A 17626-nucleotide genomic window follows, 5' to 3' on the forward strand; every position below is an offset into this window, starting at 1 on the left:
CCCTATTGTTTACAAGTAAGATTCTGTTACAGTTAAAATCAACTCCGATGGTCCATCGGAATCATTAATAATTTGATGCGTCTCAGAAGAATGGAAATAGATCGCCTCACCTGCTTTGGCAAAATAAGTTCTCTTTCCTAATTGGATCGCAACGCTTCCTCTGAGCACATAACCAAATGTTTCAGCTAAAGATGGCTCAAACTCTTTGAATTCCCCGCCTTTTTCTAGAAATAATTTCACAGGCTCTATTTCTTTCTCATTCGATTCAGGTACTAGCCACTGAATTTTATAGCCCTTTTCTTCGTCGTGATAATCCGTTTGATCCTCTTCCGTATACACCACTTTTTGTTCTCTCGCTTGCTCATCGAAAAACTCCTTCGGTGAGCAACCGAGCACTTCAAGAATGTGAAAGAATGTTTCAATGGACGGCGAGCTTAAATCCCGCTCAAGCTGAGAAATATACCCTTTGCTTAAATCCGTCCGTTCACCAAGCTCTTCTTGCGTTAACCCCTTTTTTAAGCGTAAATTTTTTATTTTTTTCCCAATATCCATTTTATAACCTCTTGCTCTGTTTATAATTAGTAAACTTACAGTTAATAAAGTTTACTATTAAATTACTTAAAGTTTACCCACAGCACCTTATTATAATGATTTCACAGGTAACTTCAACCATTTTTTTATGTTTTCTATGTAAAATTTGACTATCTTGCGAACAAAAGCATCTTGTGTTAAAATGAATGACAGTCAGTCATAAAAAATAAGGAGGGAAATGATGATGTCAGAAGTAAAAGACGGCAAGTATAACAAAATTCTTCAAGCCGCGATTAGCACCATTTCCCAAAAAGGACTTGATAAAACCTCAATATCCGATATTGTAAAAATGGCAGGCGTTGCCCAAGGAACCTTTTATTTATATTTTCCGTCCAAAAAAGCGTTAATACCAGCTATTGCTGAAAATCTATTAACGATTACTTTGGACGAAATTAAAACGGTGACGGAAAACAAGCAAGACTTTTGGGAAATCATTCGGATTATGATCGATGAAACATTTAAACTAACAAAGTCACATAAGGAAGTGATCGTTCTTTGTTATTCAGGCTTAGCAATCGAGCATTCGATGGAAAAATGGGAGGCTATTTATCAGCCTTATTACCACTGGCTTGAAGCAATTTTAGAAAAGGCGATTGCATCCGAAGAGATTTTCGGACAAATCAACATTAATTGGACAGCGAAAATCATTATTAACTTAATTGAAAGCGCTGCTGAGAGGTTTTATAGTTCCGAAGATGAAAGTAATTTAGATGCTTTTAAAGAAGAAACTTACTTCTTTTTAAAGCGGTCATTAACTTAGCGAAAGAGCAGCAAATAAGCGGCTCTATCTTTTTTTAACAAATATGAATGATATTCATTCATTAAATAATAGGAGTGTTAACATTGAATTGGTTAATCGTTTTTGCTGCAGGCATGTTGGAGGTTGTTTGGGCTTCTGGTCTAAAGTATGCAGATTCTTTAGTCGATTGGATCATTGTCGGTTCACTTATTGCCATTAGTTTTGTGATGCTCATCCATTCATACAAAACGATTCCGCTCGCAGCAGCCTACACCGTTTTCGTCGGAATTGGAACGGTCGGCACATATTTTGTCGGTATTTATTTAGGAGAACCGTTCTCCATTACGCAACTACTCTTTTTATCCATGCTTCTTCTAGGAGTTGTTGGAATGAAAATGGGTACTGGAACGAAAAAAGAACAACCAGGAGGAGAATCAGCATGAGTTGGGCCTTTTTAATATTATCCGGAATTGAAGAAGTCATCGCGACGATCGCTATGAAATACATTGACGGTAAAAAGAAAAAATGGCCGATTATTGTGATGGTCGTTGGTTTTTTCTTCTCATTCTACTGCTTATCCAAAGCTATGCTCGAACTGCCAGCCGGTATCGCCTATGCGGTATGGACAGCCGTCGGTACGATCGGAATTACCCTCGTCAGTCTGTTTTGGTTTAAGGAAAAATTAAACAAACTACAAGTATTTTCACTAATTTTTATCGTACTAGGTGTTGCTGGACTACGTTTTACCGCTTGATCATTAGAGAGCCTCTTGTAAAAGCTAGATTGTGCTTTTACGAGAGGCTTTGTCAATTTTTTGAGCGGGTAACTGATTGTGGGGCGTTCGTGCCTGATTCGACACTTTTTATGCCCAATTCGACATTTTTCTCGCCCGATTCGCGTGGATTCGCGACCAATTACAGGTCGTCTGCGACTAATTCGTCCCCCATTTTCTAGCTCTCTTGCAATAAAAATCAACCACCCGCCTGTGCGAGTGGTTGATATCAATCAATTACGCTTCAATCGTAGCTAATACTTCTTTAAATGATTGAATAACTGTGTCTACTTCTTCGTAGCTAATTGTCAATGGCGGCTCAATGCGGATTGTTTTCGAGTTAACGAGTGTTCCAGCAACGAGGATACCTTTATCAAACATACCTTTTGATACTTCGTAGCCGATTTCATCTTTGTGGAACTCGATTCCGATCATTAAGCCTTGACCGCGGATTTCAAGTACTTTATCCTCGTGGCCTTGTGCAGCTTCTTTTAAGCCTTTTAAGAAATACTCTCCAACTTCAGCCGATCTTTCAGGAAGATTCTCTTCAAGTAATACGCCAATCGTTGCAATCGCTGCCGCACAAGCTAGTGGATTTCCACCGAAAGTCGTTGTGTGCATGAATGGATTGTCGAATAAGTTTTGGAATACTTTTTCGTTCGCTACAACCGCACCAGCTGGCATTACTCCGCCACCGAATGCTTTTGCTAAACAAAGGATATCTGGCTCTACTCCGAACAGATCCGCTGCGAACATTTTTCCTGTACGCCCCATACCTGTTTGCACTTCATCAAAAATAAGAACAGCGCCGTACTCGTCACAAAGAGCTCTTACTTCTTGCAAGTAGTTCGCTGGCGGAATGATGATTCCACCTTCACCTTGAATCGGCTCTAAAATCACCCCTGCTACATCTTCGCCAACCATTGCACAAGCTTCAAATGTTTTTCTCATCATATCGATGTCACCAAATGCCACATGACGGAAGCCTGGGATCATCGGTAGGAACGGCTTACGGAATTCACCTTTTGCTGTCCCTGATAAAGAACCTAAGCTTTTACCATGGAAAGCTTTAGTTGTTGCGATAAATGTCGTACGATCGGTAGACATTTTCGTAATCTTTAACGCTGCTTCCACACTTTCTGTTCCACTGTTTGTAAAGAACGCATATTTTAAATCGCCTGGTGTAATGTCAGCTAAAATTTTCGCTAACATTGCACGCAGTGGATCTAATAAATCTTGGCTATGAAGGGCTTGGCGCTTCAATTGGTCTGTTACTGCTTTGACTACTTTCGGGTTACGGTGTCCAACGTTGTAAATACCGAATCCACCTAAACAATCAATATATGTTTTTCCATTAATATCTGTGAAGCAAGATCCACCATCAGACCATTCAACCGCCGCAAATTGGCCGCCTTCCGTAACCGTTTTACGGTAAGCTAAAAATCCTGGATTTACATGCTCACGGAAACCATCAACTGTTTCTTTTGTTACCCACTGTGCTTCTTCTTGTGTTACTTCTTCTTTCTCAATTAAAGATAAAACCTTTTCAATATATTCAGAGACTTGTTGTTCATTGCTTACGTTATTTTTTAGTTCAGTTGTCATTGATTGTCCACTCCTATTTTTTAAAGTATTAGTTTTTAAACCAGCCTGTTTCTTCTACTTGCATATTGATATTGATCTGTTTAATTTCTTGGAATTCTTCTAAACCGAATGTTCCTAAGCTGCGGCCTACACCACTTTGTTTGTAACCGCCCCATGGCGCTTCGTTATATGTTGGATGATAAGAGTTGATCCACGTAATTCCCGCGCGAAGCTTTTTGATCACACGCATCGCTTTTGCTCCATCGATTGTAAAGACTGCTCCAGCTAAGCCGTAATCTGTGCCATTCGCTAGGCGAATCGCTTCTTCTTCACTGCTGAATTTTTGGATAGCTACTACTGGTCCAAAAATTTCTTCTTGAACGATTCTCATATCTTGCGTTGTATCTGCAAAAGCTGTTGGTGCAACAAAGTATCCAGCTCCAAGACCGTTCTCCGTTAAGCGTTCACCGCCACAAAGCAAGCGAGCTCCTTCTTCTTTTCCGATCTCGATATAGCTCAATACTTTCTCCATATGTTGTTGGCTCACTAATGGACCCATTTCTGTTTCTTCGTCTAAACCTGGTCCCACTTTAATTTGCTTCGCACGTTCTACAAAGCGCTCGATAAATTGATCGTAAATGCTTTCTTCGACTAAAATTCTAGAACCTGCTGAACATACTTGACCGGAACCACAGTAGATACCAAATAGCGCATAGTCTACCGCTACTTCAAAGTCCGCATCAGCAAAAATGATATTCGGTGATTTACCACCAAGCTCTAGTGAAATTTTCTTCATCGTGTCCGCTGCCGTTTTCATAATGTGTTTGCCAGTTTTTGTTCCACCAGTAAACGACACCATATCAACGTCTTTATGAGCCGCAATTTCATTCCCTACGACAGGGCCTGCTCCATGAACCATGTTAATAACACCTTTTGGCACTCCTACTTCTTCCATAATTTCCATTAGTTTTGTTGGTGTTACAGGTGTCACTTCAGATGGTTTAAAAACAATTGTGTTCCCTGCTGCAAGAGCCGGAGCAATTTTCCATACACTCATTAAAAGAGGGAAGTTCCAAGGAACGATTAGTCCACAAACACCGACTGGCTCTCTAACAACCATTGCTTGCATTGGATCGGCTACATGGTATGTTTGACCATCAGGCTGTGTAATCATTCCTGCGTAATATCTAAAGCAAGCCGCTGCATCGCCCATGTCAAATCCAGCTTCGCGTAGAGGCTTCCCATTATCCATCGTTTCAAGCTGAGCAAGCTCTTCAGCCTTTTCATCAATTTTGTCTGCAATTTTGTGTAAATAAGCAGCTCTTTCTACAGGTGGAAGATCCGACCAGATACCGCTTTCAAAAGTTGCCTTAGCAACAGCAATCGCTTGACGAGCATCTTCTACCGTTCCTTCTGCGGCATGAGCGGTAACTTCACCAGTCGCTGGATTGATGACTTCACGTGTTTTGTTATCGCTTCCATCTTTCCACTCACCATTGATATACATTTTCAAATCAAGAGTCTTTTCATCTTTAGCCATTGCTTTCTTTTGTGTATCTAACATGTTCCCATCCTCCTTATTGATCTGTTTGTCTTATATAATGCAACTATCGTGCCAATTTTCTAAAATTAATATTTTTTGCGAAAAACGTGATCATTAGGTGGTTATGTTTATTTTTTATATGAATAAGCACCCGTATACCTATGCATAATTGCATAACGTATGATAACTTGAATAAAAAAAGGAGACTGGATGCTCTCCAAGTCTCCTTATGTTTCACTTTCTATATTAATTAATGTAGAGAGAGTTTTTTCGTTCCATAATTTTTTGATACTTTCGGCTAACCGATGACTGACTCACTCCGAGAGCTTTCGCTGCTTTCGTCGTTGTTTTATATTGGTTCATCGCTAGCGTAATTAATTGCTCTTCTACATCATCTAGTGCTTCCTGCAAAGGAATGACTCTCGTAATGATCGGCTTTGACTTCTTAAAATCATAGCCAAGCGATAAAAATTGGCTCACAAACTCCGCATCGATCGCCGGTTCATCAGAGGAAACTACCAATCTCTCAATAATATTTTGCAATTCCCGCACGTTACCCGGCCAAGAATAAAACTCTAATACATTCACAGCATCAGGCGTTAAATGAAAGTGTTTGTCATATTTATCATTTAATTGTTGCAGAAAATAAAAAGCTAGCACTGAAATATCTTCAGTCCGCTCTCTTAATGGCGGAATATGCACTGGGATCACATTCAGCCGATAGAATAAATCCTCCCTAAAGGTTCCTTGCTCCACCATTTTTTCAAGTTTTTTATTTGTCGCCGCAATAATTTGAACGTCTACTTTTTCCGACACCGTACTTCCGACAGGGATGACTTCTTGCTCTTGAAGCACCCTCAATAATTTCACTTGCAAATGTAGTGGCATCTCCCCGATCTCATCGAGAAACAACACTCCTTGATCTGCCATTTTGAAATAGCCATCTTTTCCTTCTTTATCCGCCCCTGTGAAAGCTCCTTTGGCGTAGCCGAAAAGCTCACTTTCGAGTAAGTTCTCTGGAATGGCACCACAATTCAATTTTAAAAATGGCTTATGCGATCTTCTTCCGAGCTGATGAATCGCCTGAGCAATAACTTCTTTTCCTGAACCTGATTCACCTGTAATTAAGACAGTCGAGGAAAATTGAGCGATTTTTTTTACTTGTGTAACGATTTTTTCCATCTTCGGACTGCGATACATTAATTTTTTCATCGTGCGGTCTTGGTTTTTAAAGCTATCTAACTCTTTTTTGTACTGCTCGGAAATCTTCTTTATTTCCTTTAGTTCACTTTTCAGCCTTGTTGTTTCGGTAATATCCCTTGAAGCGACGATAATGCGGTCGATGGCTCCTTTTTCATTAAAAACTGGATTTCCTACCGCGAGAACCTTCCGGCCATTTTTCGCTTCTTGAACAATCGACACTTTTTTCTTTCGTTCAAGCACTAGCCTTGTGACAGAGGGGCTGAATAATCCTTGTTCTTCTAGCTGTGAAAGGTTTTTCCCAAGTAACTGCTGCAAATCAACTCCCCAAAAGTCAGGAATCACATTTTCACTGTAGCGAATGAGTTCGCCTTTATGATTCACTACTAATATTTCATCGTAAATCGTTGATAAAATAGCGTTTAAATCCGTGTTTAAATTTTTAATATCCTCTATTTCCATCGCCATCTCTTCAATTTTCGGAATATCTTGAACGACGATCAACATTCCCTCTATCTCATGATCTTGATTCAAGATAGGACAATAATCTAATAACACGCCCATTTCATCTGTTAATTGGACTTGGTTTAAAATTGTTTTTCCAGTCGCGAACACGCTCTCAATATGCACAGAATGAAAAATAGATTGAGCCGGCTTATTCATCACTTTTTCAGAAGTGGACTTAATCATTTTCAAACCCGCATCATTACAGTTAATAACATTCTTTTCCCGATCGACCACAAACATCCCCATTGGAATGGACTTCAATAACGTTTGAATGAAATTGATGCTTTGATCTTCTTGCTTAAACAATTCAGCTAGCAGTTCCTCACGCTTTAAATACCCGATTGGCTCCCCTTGCTCATTAATAATAATCATCAGCGGCTCACCAATCACTTGAAACATAACAGGTAAGGAAATCATTTTATTCACATGGTATACTTTATCAATGGAAACAGCCTCATTCATTAGCGTCTGAAAGTTGATTTGACCTTTATGAGCTAAGCGATTACTTTTTAAATGAATAAAGCTAGTTAATTTATTTTGTTCTGTGATGAACACATACGGTTCTTTCATTCCACTAACATCAATATGATCGTCATTCGCCTGATCCTCGACAGCGATTGTGATGAGTGGCTTTACTTTTTCTTCATTAATACTAAACACCTGAATTCCTCCCTTCCCCTTTTTCACCCTCTTACTATTTTAACAAAATTTTATCATAATATTAATTATTTAGAATATACAAACAAAAAAAGAAGACGGCAATCCATCTTCTTTTTTCAAGGTATTTAATTCAATCACATGCACTAATGACCAATTCTTCTTTAACAAAAGCGAGTACCATGCCAGGGATGACTGCGTCTCCTTTTTCAACTTCTAATGACTGAATTTCGCCGCTCACTCCCATTTTCACAGGAAAGAGCTCACCAGCTTCATCTTTAATTAAAAATAGCGGTTCCCACTCATAGATTCTTGTCTCCTTGCTGATTAGAACCTCATGAACAATTCCTTGATACGGACTTGTAATCATCTCCTCAAACATTCGTACTCATCTCCTTTTCTACCTTTAATTGTCCCACCCAAGAGCTACACTTTGTTGCTGCTAGACTATCTGCGTTCCCTTCAGCCTTCTTACGATATGATTTCCCAATCACAATATTCCTTTGCCTTCAAATCCGCAACGCTCAAAGTGTAGCTCTTCTCCTCCCGTGTCATGCTTTATTGATTAAAAATTAATCCATCCTCGTAAACGAGAAGCTTCCGCCATTTGACGAATACCTTCCATATAAGCAGCTGTCTTCATCGATACATCAAAACGTTCAGACGTTTGTTGAATATTTAAAAAGCTGGCATGGATTTTTTCTTTTAAACGTTCTTCCACTACTTCTTTCGTCCAGTAAAACCCTTGGTTATTTTGACACCATTCAAAATAAGAAACGATGACGCCACCAGAATTGGCTAATATATCTGGAACAACTGAAATTCCACGCTGATCAAGAATTTGAATCGCTTCTTTCGTCGTTGGACCATTCGCTGCTTCCACAATAAATTTACAGTTGATTCGATCAGCATTTTCCTCTGTAATGACTCCACCGATCGCCGCTGGAATTAGCACATCACATTCTTTTTCTAGTAGCTCGTCATTTGTGATGATATTGTCGAATAAGCCTGTTACGATGCCAAATGAATCGCGTCGTTCAAGTAAATAAGGAACATCAAGACCTTCAGGATCATAAATAGCACCTAAAGCATCGGAAATACCCACTACCTTCACGCCCATTTCATGTAAGAAATAAGCTAAATAACCGCCGACATTTCCAAACCCTTGAACGATGACCTTTAAGCCTTCAAGCGGCATATTTTTCAACTCACTCATGATTTGTAACGTGTACAGGACACCTTTTGAAGTTGCTGTTTCTCTTCCTTCTGAACCACCTAGTACTAACGGTTTTCCCGTAATAAAACCTGGCGAATCAAACTCTCTAATATGGTCATATTCATCAAGCATCCAAGCCATAATTTGCGAGTTCGTATACATATCTGGTGCCGGAATATCTTTCGTTGGACCAACCAGCTGGCTAACTGCACGCACATACCCACGACTTAAACGCTCTAGCTCATTCATGCTCATATTTCGCGGTTCACAAACGATTCCACCTTTCGCTCCTCCGTATGGCAAACCGTTCACTCCACACTTTAAGCTCATCCAACCTGCAAGCGCTTTAACTTCATCTGGATTAACCTCTGGGTGAAAGCGAATGCCTCCCTTTGTTGGTCCACAAGCATCATTATGCTGTGCTCTATAACCACGAAAAATCTTCGTTACCCCGTGATCCATTTTCACCGGAATACTTACTTCTAAAAACCTCATCGGCTCTTTGAAAAACTCAAATACCTCATCTGAATAGCCAAGAAGCTCTGTTGCTTGCTTTAATATCGCTTGGAATTCTAATTGTGGATTTTTCTCCTCTTTTAACTTCTGATCTTTGATCTCTGTCACCTGCGATTTTGTTTCCATAACTACACCTCGTTTTTTTTGTTACTTAACAATAAGCAATTTCCGTGCCATCGATTTTTACCGTTAACTATCGAGATAAACCCCTTATTTCAAGCGTTTCCTTGCTTGTTTTATGAAAAAAATCATAGCCTAGTATTTTCTGCATAAGTCAAAATCATCTTATTTGAGTCAAAATTGATTTACTACGCAACTAAAAAATTAAACAATAAAAAAAGATGCAGACTAGTTGTCTACATCTTTTTGTCTTTATTAAATATCAGCGAAACGTCCGCGTTGACGCATAAGCTCACGATTTAATTCTGTGTTCACTTCAAATGCTGCACGACCGTGTAACCAGAATAGGTTGTTTAGCATTACTAGATCACCAACAGGTAATTTCAATTCAATTACACTTTCATCATTTTCCATAGAATCAGAAAGCTCTTTCAAGTATTTTGCTTCTTCAATTGTGTCTGGATACACGAATTGATCGATGTAGCAAATACAAGGTTTGTTGTTGTCATTGAAGAATGTTGCACGTTGAACTTCTTGATCCACGTTTTTGCTGCTTGGCGCTCTGTAAGTGAACTTATGATTAGCTAATGAATGAGTAGAAAACTTCTCTAAATCTTTCCACTCATCTAAATGTAATAAGCGAGATTCGCCACCTACTGCATTTTCTTCTGTCATTTTCATCATCAACAACCAGTCAGTTGGCTCATCAACGAACGTTCCATCTGTGTGTAGAGTGAATAAGCGATAAGCTTGACGAAGGTAAGAATCACTTGAATCTGTATGTCCAACAGTGAATCGAGCATAGTATTTATTCGTCATTGCATCAAAGTTTGGTGTACCAACGATATGTGTTAAAGCTGTTGCGAAAATGACGTATTCTTCTTTATCAACTGTTTCTCCTTGTAAACCGATTGTGTAACCACCTGTTTCACGGTCATGAAGGATGCCTCTTAAAATATCTTGGAATTCTGTTCCTACTAATTGTAACAAGTAGTCTGCAACAATTCGTCTAGCATACGGCGTGTACTCTAAATGCTGAACCGTTACACCTTCTTGTTTTGCTTTAGCTAAAAATGCTTTGATAATTGTGCGATCTAACTCAATGTGATACAAACGATCACTTTGCGGATGAGATGTTATCTCATAATTAGGTGTTTTTGCAATAAATGTTTTAGCTTGTTTTTCCATTGTACTCATTAAAAATTCCTCCTAGGTTTTATCATTATTGGTTGACCTCATGCAAGAAAATAAAAAAGCCAGTTTACACCCTTTTATAAAAAGGGAAGTAAACTGGCTCATACTTACTTCACTGCTCCATGGAAGTGGAGTCACAGTAAATATTTCAGTTAATATTTTATTTTACATGCGAATGAAAGACCGGTTATATGATATTACCCACGTAATTGGAAAAGGCAATTTTCTCAAGGTGAGTATATATTTATTAACTATAATCAGTATATGCTACCGTCATCAAATTGTCAATATTTTTGGATTATTATTTTACGCTTTTCGAAACTTGCTGATAGTGTAAATGCAAATCATTTAAAGCGGCAGCTAGCGCATTAGCTGCTTTCCCTTTGTAATACAGCTGAAGATGCTTCAGTGGCTCTTCAATACCGTCATTTAAGCTAACTCCTCTAAGCAACTGACCGATGAAATTTCTACCGTGTTCTGTCGCTAACGTACAGGACGCTTCTAAAATAACACCATATTTAACATCGATTTCTGCGGTAATTGTTAACGTATCAAACACACTTTTTGCAGCCATCCCCTGTGGTAATCTAGCATGCCCTGCAATGAACATTACTTTTGAGTTAATCATTTTAATAGCTCCCCCTCTATATATTAGGAACGAACGATTTCAGATACTTTTGGATGCTCGGCAATTTGTTTCACAACTTCTTTACCGATCTCAATCGAAGCTGTTGCTGCTGGTGATGGAGCATTACATACATGAATACTTCTTTCACCAGGAATGATGTAGAAGTCATCAACCATGCTTCCGTCATTTTTCAATGCTTGCGCACGGACTCCAGCAGGTGCAGGAATCAAATCTTCTGCTTGAATTTCAGGGATCAACTCTTGAAGACTAGCAACGAATTTCGCTTTGCTGAACGAACGAAGCATTTCTTCAATTCCTTCTCCCATAAATTTGCTTGCAAGTTTCCAGAAACCTGGGTAACCCATTACTTCAGATAGATCCTTAATATTGAAGTCTGTTTTCTTATAACCTTCACGTTTAAAGCTTAGAACCGCATTTGGACCCGCATCTACTTCTCCACCGATCATACGAGTAAAATGAACACCTAAGAATGGGAATTTAGGGTTTGGCACAGGATAAATTAGATTTTTAACAAGATGTCTTTTTTCCGGTACTAATTTAAAATACTCCCCACGGAATGGAACGATTTTCACATCTGTTTTATATCCAGTCATATTTGTGACACGGTCACTCTGTAATCCGGCACAGTTAATAAGAAACTTAGTTTTAAATGTTCCTTTTGTTGTTTCAATCGTAATTCCGTCTTGTAATTCAGAAATATTTTCAACCTTTGTTCCTAGACGGATGTCGCCACCATTTTCACGAATGATTTCACCAAACTTTTCACTGACTTGCTTGTAGTTAACAATTCCTGCTGCTGCTACTTTAATAGCTCCTAAACCATTCACATGAGGCTCGATTTCCTTTAATTCTTCCTTGCCTATTTTTGTCACATCTAGCTCATTTTCAAGTCCGCGGTTATATAAATTATCCAGTAATGGCAACTCTTCATTTTTTGTTGCCACAATTACTTTTCCACAAATATCATGCTCAATATCATGCTGCTGACAAAACTCTTTCATAGATTGGCTTCCTTGACGAGCAAAGCGCGCCTTATAGCTTCCAGGCTTATAATAAATACCTGAATGGATAACCCCACTGTTATGTCCTGTTTGATGCATAGCTAATTGTGGTTCTTTTTCTAACAATAAAACTTTTGCATTTGGGAAACGCTCATATAATGCCATTGCTGTGGAAAGGCCAACAATTCCTCCGCCAACTATACCAAAGTCGTACATATTTACTTCCTCCTATTAATCAATTAATTATTTGAATGGTTGATTATATTTTCCTCGGATGGCTTCAAACGTTCCATATAAGAAATGAGGTTGTTCTTCGTCCTCAATAAATGGTATTCTATCGCCGCCCGCAATTCAGCTGGATCATTTCTTTCTACTGCTTCATAAATAAACCGATGCTCTCTCTGAGTTTCTCCGTAATAATCTACTAGCAAGCTTGGAGCAATTGGAGAAATCCCTAAGTTCTCTACTGTTTTTAACACCCTAGTCCACGGACATCCTTTTCGCAACAGTTTGTGAAAGCTTTCATTTAACGCTATGTAATAATCATTTGTTTCATCTGTTAGCGTTAAAGATTCCATCTTACTTAAAATTTCACCTAGCTCTTTCTTGTCTTCCCTTGTTAAAAAAGGAAGTGACTTTTCAACAGCTAATCCCTCTAAAGAAGAGCGCAAATAATAAATTTCTTCTATATCTTCTTTCGTAATCGGTATAACAATGGCCCCTTTATGCGGGACTATTTTCACCAATCCCTCCGATTGGAGCTGCCTTAACGCTTCTCTAATCGGCATACGACTCACATTTAAAATGTTGGCCCAATCCTCTTGGATCAATCTTTCTCCCGCTTTAAATGTGCCGTTTAAAATCGCCTGTCTTAAGTTTTTCGTCACATAATTGACTACCGTTGTCTTATCTTTAGAAGGCTGAAAATCCATGGTCGCACACCTCAATTAGAAAAAAATAAACTTATCCAATTTCTCCTTATTGGATATTGGATACAAAAAATGTATCATATAAAATACTGAATTGCAAGATTATTATATAATAATCTTGCAATTCAGCTTAATAAATGGGATAACCGTATGAAACACTCTAATTCTCATATTTTGTCTATCTTTTAATTGGATACAATCTTAGTTTCTTTTCTTTAAAAGGTCAGATGCCTTCTCGCTTCCCTTAAACTCTTCTACGACGAATGACATCGGACAGTTTTTTCCTTTTCCACAACTCGTTCTTTTGCGCATATTAGCCAATCCCCCTCATGTTTATAATTTAAACAATGAAATAAAAAAGCCAGCGATATTGACTCCTAAGGAGGAAAATATCACTGACTGGCTCTGTGTATTGGTCTCTTGCTTTTAGGACTCCGACAGATCTTACAGCTTTTCATATATTCATAACAACAAAATCGTCCTTTCACTTGATCTTAAAGAGGAAATCTTTAAGGAAGTGATTTCTACGCTTGATATAATTGAATCATAATCTATTTTCATTTTTCTGTCAATTAATGATTATGAAGAACTAGTTGAAGAAGAAGAAACAGTTACCGCTGAAATTGCCGCAAACACTGCTGCCTGTTGCGCTTGTAAGATTGCTTCAATGGATACTGCCAAACTAGCAGTCGCTACATTGTTATCCTTCACTTTGTCTTTAATGACTAATTGAGCAGCGACGAGTAGACTCATATCTCGATACCATATGAACCTCCCGCTCCGTTTTATCTATTCTTTTATACGGTAAAGTAACAAAAAGGTTTCAAATTTATCCGCCCAACATCAAACCTACTGTCGAGACAATGAGAATCTTTCTATATATAATCCGTTGTTTCTTGTCGTTATTTCCCGGAAAATAAAAAAAGAACGGCCGAAACCGTTCTTTTAGTATGAGAAGGAAACTTATTTTACTATCTAAAATAGTTTCATAACTTAATTGATTTGCCTAGGACGAGTTTTACTTTGCTACATAAGATGTAGTAATGAAAGGAGGTAGATCCTATGTTCTTAAACGAGAATAGAAGAGGTAAATGTGGGTGTAGACGTGGTCGCCCTGAAGGCGACAACGTTATAGTAAATCCTACTGAAACAGTTGTTAATACTAGAACAAATACGAAAGTAGTAAAGACTATTCATCCTACTGAAGTTATCAATGTCAATAGAACTGTCATTAGAAATGAGAATTTTTATCCAGTAACAGAAAGAGAAGTTAATGAAACAGTTGTAGAAAACTATAATTGTGGTAGCGATATTAATAACCCTAGATGTGTAAGAAGTGATAGTAATAGTAATAGTAATAGTAGCAACAATAACAATAACAACAATTGTAGATGTAGAAGAAAACGCTAATTAGTATATATAATTATCAGAATTCAAAGCATCCTTCGGGGTGCTTTTTCTATAAAGATTAATCTTTTTTAAAAGCACGAAAGAACGGCCGAAACCGTTCTTTCTCACTCTCACTTCTTAATTGATGCCTCGCATCATTTTTTGGATTTTTGGAGATAACATAAACAATACAAGCCCTAGCAGAATAGCTACTCCGCCAATAATACCGAAGTAGGCGATTTCTGTTTCATCTGTATAGTAGCCGACAATTTTCGCATTGATCGCTTGGGCTGAAGCATTCGTTAAAAACCAAAGACTCATCGTTTGCGCCGAGAATGCGGATGGCGCTAGTTTAGTTGTCGCTGCTAATCCGACTGGCGATAAACACAATTCACCGAGAACGACTAAGAAGAAGCTAAGCACAAGCCAGATCGGGCTAGCAAGTGACTCCGTTCCATTTAGATAAGCTGGGAAGATCATGACTAAGAAAGAAAGACCCGCGAAAAATAAACCAAGTGAAAATTTCTTTGGTGTAGACGGCTGGCGATTGCCTAGCTTCACCCATAACCAAGCAAATACTGGTGCGAGTGTAACAATAAACAGCGGGTTTAATGTTTGGAACCATGAAGATTTCAATTCAATTCCAGCAAACTGCAGTTGAACGCGCTCATCTGCATAAAGAGCCAAAATATTCGATCCTTGTTCTTGAATCGCCCAGAACATCATCGCAGCGACAAATAATGGAATATAAGCAAGCAAACGAGAACGTTCTACGTCTGTCGTTTTTTCACTTCGATACATAACGATAAAATAAGTAGCGGGGATAATAATCCCTAAAATACTCACTAAAGTAATAAAACGATCTATAGTTAAAGTGCCTGTGGCAATCCCTGCTGATCCAAGCGCCACAACTAAGGCAACAATTAGACCGATTCGGACAAATACCTTTTTCTTTTCTTCAGGAGCCAACGGATTTGTCACATACGTACCAGCTAGCCCCAAATTTTTCTTCTTTGTTAAAACAAACACAACTAATCCAATAAACATTCCGATCGCAGCGATTCCAAATCCAAGGTGGAAATTATACTGCTGTCCGACTGTTCCTACTACTAACGGTGCAATTAGAGCACCAGCGTTAATTCCCATATAAAAAATACTGAAGCCTGAATCACGACGTGGGTCTTCTTCGCTGTAGACGTCTCCAACAACACTAGAAACATTCGGTTTCAATAGACCTGTACCGATGACGATTAGACCCATGGAGACAAATAATGCTGTTGCACCTGAAGGCAGTGCCAGTGCGATGTGCCCCAACATAATAAGAACTCCACCGTAAAAGACAGTTTGAGATGTTCCTAGTAAACGGTCAGCAATCCAACCGCCAATAATCCCTGACATATAAACGAGAGATCCATAAATAGACATGATGGCCAAGGCTGTACTTTTATCAAACCCTAATCCCCCTTCAGAGACAGAGTAGTACATATAATAGATTAAAAGGGCTTTCATCCCATAATATGAAAATCGTTCCCAAAACTCAGTGAAAAATAACGTAAATAATCCTTTAGGATGACCAAAAAAACCTTTTTGCGGTACACTCTGGACAATTTTTTTCCTATAGTCGCTGTCCATATCGAAACCCCTTCCAAAAATTTCTATACCACTCTTTATTTACAGTATTATCTAAAAATTAAAAACAAAGAAGTGGAATATATTAAATGTAAACTATATTATCATAATTTTTTTATTTTAAATTGTCAATTTAACGATTACTTTTTGTAATATTTACACATTTTAAAACAATAAAAAACGGTAAAATATAATTTAAAATATCTATTATTTTTTATTAATTAAACGATTCTTCAACAAAAAAAGACTTCTCCTTATTTGCCGGAGAAGCCTTACTTTTTTCATAATCACATATCTTTTAACGTATCTGTTAACGGCGGAACGATCTGTTTTTTACGAGAAACGACGCCCTCAAGAATAGCTGTGTTATCTTTTAATTGTACGTTAAATGCTTTTTCAACCGCAGCTTGCTCTTTACCTACTGCAAGTGCTACAGAGTTGCTATTTAAAATATCCGTTACAACAAATAAGAACAAATCTAGTTCTTTTTCATCCACTGTACGGTTCAATGCTGCTTCAATTTCTGCTTTGTGTACAAGTACATCCGCTGTGTCTACTGCATTTACTTGAGCAACTTCTACTTTACGGCTGCCCATTGGAAATACTTTCGCATCAAGCGAAATTAATTCGTCTGCAGACTTGTCGCTTAGGTCTGCTCCAGCTTTCAACATCGCTAGTCCATACTCTTCTGCATCCACGCAAGCAGTCTCAGCAAGCTCACGTGCTGCTGTAACGTCTTCTTCTGTGCAAGTTGGTGATTTAAACAATAACGTATCTGAAATGATCGCAGATAACATTAAACCAGCGATCTCTTTTTGAATAGCTACACCATTTTCTTTATACATTTTATTTAAAATTGTTGCTGTACAACCAACCGGCTCAGCACGATAATACAAAGGGTCACTCGTTTCGAAGTTAGCGATACGGTGGTGATCGATGACTTCAAGAACACGTACATCATCAATGTCATCTACGCTTTGTTGACGCTCGTTATGGTCAACTAAGATCACTTTTTGCGCTTCTGGAGCTGCTTTTTCAATTAAACGAGGCAGTTCTACACCGAATTTCTCTAAAGCATATTCTGTTTCACCGTTTGTATTTCCTAAACGAACGGGCTCTACGTTCATTCCTAATTCTTTTTTCAAAACTGCATAAGCAATCGCTGAACAAATTGAATCTGTGTCTGGATTTTTATGACCGAAAATAAGTACTTTTTCCATTTTTCTACTCCTCACTTACTTAATATGATATGTAGTAAGACCATACAGACGGTTCACCACATTTTCTACGCCTCTATTTTACCGCAAATGAACAAGCTTTTCCTTAATTCTTTTTCAATTCACATAAAAACAATCGGATTAATTATCTTATCACTTGCCGGAAATGCCTG

At 38.3% G+C, this 17626-nt stretch carries 17 protein-coding genes; 4 read left to right on the forward strand and 13 right to left on the reverse strand.

All coding sequences use genetic code 11. The annotated features are described in order from the left end of the window. Positions 1-9: 9 nt before the first annotated feature. The gene (locus CEF22_RS16810; protein ID WP_095479674.1) at positions 10-552 is read right to left on the reverse strand and encodes a helix-turn-helix domain-containing protein; all 543 of its coding nucleotides are present in this window, start codon (positions 550-552) and stop codon (positions 10-12) included. A gap of 223 nt (positions 553-775) precedes the next feature. Between CEF22_RS16810 and CEF22_RS16815 the strand changes: the two genes are divergently transcribed. From CEF22_RS16815 to CEF22_RS16825, 3 genes are all read left to right on the forward strand, one after another. Further along, a complete protein-coding gene (locus CEF22_RS16815) occupies positions 776-1351 on the forward strand; it encodes a TetR/AcrR family transcriptional regulator (protein WP_100404059.1) in 576 nt (191 codons plus the stop codon). 83 nt (positions 1352-1434) lie between these two features. Beyond that, the gene (locus tag CEF22_RS16820) at positions 1435-1773 is read left to right on the forward strand and encodes a DMT family transporter (RefSeq protein WP_095479675.1); all 339 of its coding nucleotides are present in this window, start codon (positions 1435-1437) and stop codon (positions 1771-1773) included. Then, the gene (locus tag CEF22_RS16825; protein WP_095479676.1) at positions 1770-2084 is read left to right on the forward strand and encodes a DMT family transporter; all 315 of its coding nucleotides are present in this window, start codon (positions 1770-1772) and stop codon (positions 2082-2084) included. Before CEF22_RS16820 ends, CEF22_RS16825 begins: the two co-directional genes overlap by 4 nt. A 255-nt stretch (positions 2085-2339) precedes the next feature. Here the strand turns inward: CEF22_RS16825 and CEF22_RS16830 are convergent, their stop codons facing one another. The 10 genes from CEF22_RS16830 to CEF22_RS18630 all read right to left on the reverse strand — a co-directional run bounded on the left by CEF22_RS16830 (position 2340) and on the right by CEF22_RS18630 (position 13971). Then, complete coding sequence (locus CEF22_RS16830) at positions 2340-3707, reverse strand: putrescine aminotransferase (RefSeq protein WP_100403761.1); 1368 nt, start codon at positions 3705-3707, stop codon at positions 2340-2342. 28 nt (positions 3708-3735) lie between these two features. Continuing rightward, positions 3736-5226: an aldehyde dehydrogenase family protein gene (locus CEF22_RS16835; protein WP_232726219.1), complete on the reverse strand. Its 1491-nt coding sequence runs from the start codon at positions 5224-5226 to the stop codon at positions 3736-3738. 249 nt (positions 5227-5475) lie between these two features. Continuing rightward, positions 5476-7596 carry a sigma 54-interacting transcriptional regulator gene (locus CEF22_RS16840; RefSeq protein ID WP_100403762.1) on the reverse strand — a complete coding sequence of 707 codons (2121 nt, stop codon included), beginning with the start codon at positions 7594-7596 and terminating at the stop codon, positions 5476-5478. Between the two features lie 130 nt (positions 7597-7726). Further along, a complete protein-coding gene (locus tag CEF22_RS16845; protein ID WP_100403763.1) occupies positions 7727-7975 on the reverse strand; it encodes a biotin/lipoyl attachment domain-containing protein in 249 nt (82 codons plus the stop codon). Between the two features lie 183 nt (positions 7976-8158). After that, positions 8159-9451 carry a Glu/Leu/Phe/Val family dehydrogenase gene (locus CEF22_RS16850; RefSeq protein ID WP_100403764.1) on the reverse strand — a complete coding sequence of 431 codons (1293 nt, stop codon included), beginning with the start codon at positions 9449-9451 and terminating at the stop codon, positions 8159-8161. 249 nt (positions 9452-9700) lie between these two features. After that, positions 9701-10642, reverse strand: coding sequence for a glutarate dioxygenase GlaH (gene glaH / locus CEF22_RS16855; protein WP_100403765.1), 942 nt, complete (start codon positions 10640-10642; stop codon positions 9701-9703). A gap of 298 nt (positions 10643-10940) precedes the next feature. Then, positions 10941-11267, reverse strand: a complete 327-nt coding sequence (locus CEF22_RS16860) for a DUF3870 domain-containing protein (RefSeq protein WP_170941881.1) — start codon at positions 11265-11267, stop codon at positions 10941-10943. 23 nt (positions 11268-11290) lie between these two features. Then, the gene (gene lhgO / locus CEF22_RS16865; protein WP_095479682.1) at positions 11291-12505 is read right to left on the reverse strand and encodes an L-2-hydroxyglutarate oxidase; all 1215 of its coding nucleotides are present in this window, start codon (positions 12503-12505) and stop codon (positions 11291-11293) included. A 23-nt stretch (positions 12506-12528) separates the two neighbouring features. Continuing rightward, positions 12529-13221 carry a GntR family transcriptional regulator gene (locus tag CEF22_RS16870; RefSeq protein WP_095479683.1) on the reverse strand — a complete coding sequence of 231 codons (693 nt, stop codon included), beginning with the start codon at positions 13219-13221 and terminating at the stop codon, positions 12529-12531. A 576-nt stretch (positions 13222-13797) separates the two neighbouring features. After that, a complete protein-coding gene (locus tag CEF22_RS18630; protein ID WP_157843262.1) occupies positions 13798-13971 on the reverse strand; it encodes a hypothetical protein in 174 nt (57 codons plus the stop codon). A 309-nt stretch (positions 13972-14280) separates the two neighbouring features. Between CEF22_RS18630 and CEF22_RS16875 the strand changes: the two genes are divergently transcribed. After that, entirely contained in the window at positions 14281-14628 is a 348-nt protein-coding gene (locus CEF22_RS16875; protein WP_100403766.1) for a CotD family spore coat protein, read from the forward strand. A 117-nt stretch (positions 14629-14745) separates the two neighbouring features. Here the strand turns inward: CEF22_RS16875 and CEF22_RS16880 are convergent, their stop codons facing one another. After that, positions 14746-16239 (reverse strand): peptide MFS transporter, encoded by a 1494-nt coding sequence (locus CEF22_RS16880; protein WP_100403767.1) that lies wholly within the window; start codon positions 16237-16239, stop codon positions 14746-14748. 284 nt (positions 16240-16523) lie between these two features. Further along, the gene (locus tag CEF22_RS16885) at positions 16524-17456 is read right to left on the reverse strand and encodes a manganese-dependent inorganic pyrophosphatase (protein WP_100403768.1); all 933 of its coding nucleotides are present in this window, start codon (positions 17454-17456) and stop codon (positions 16524-16526) included. Between the last annotated feature and the right edge of the window lie 170 nt (positions 17457-17626).

This window comes from Bacillus sp. FJAT-42315 (genome assembly GCF_002797375.1).
In the GTDB taxonomy this organism is placed as follows: Bacteria; Bacillota; Bacilli; order Bacillales; family Domibacillaceae; genus Bacillus_CE.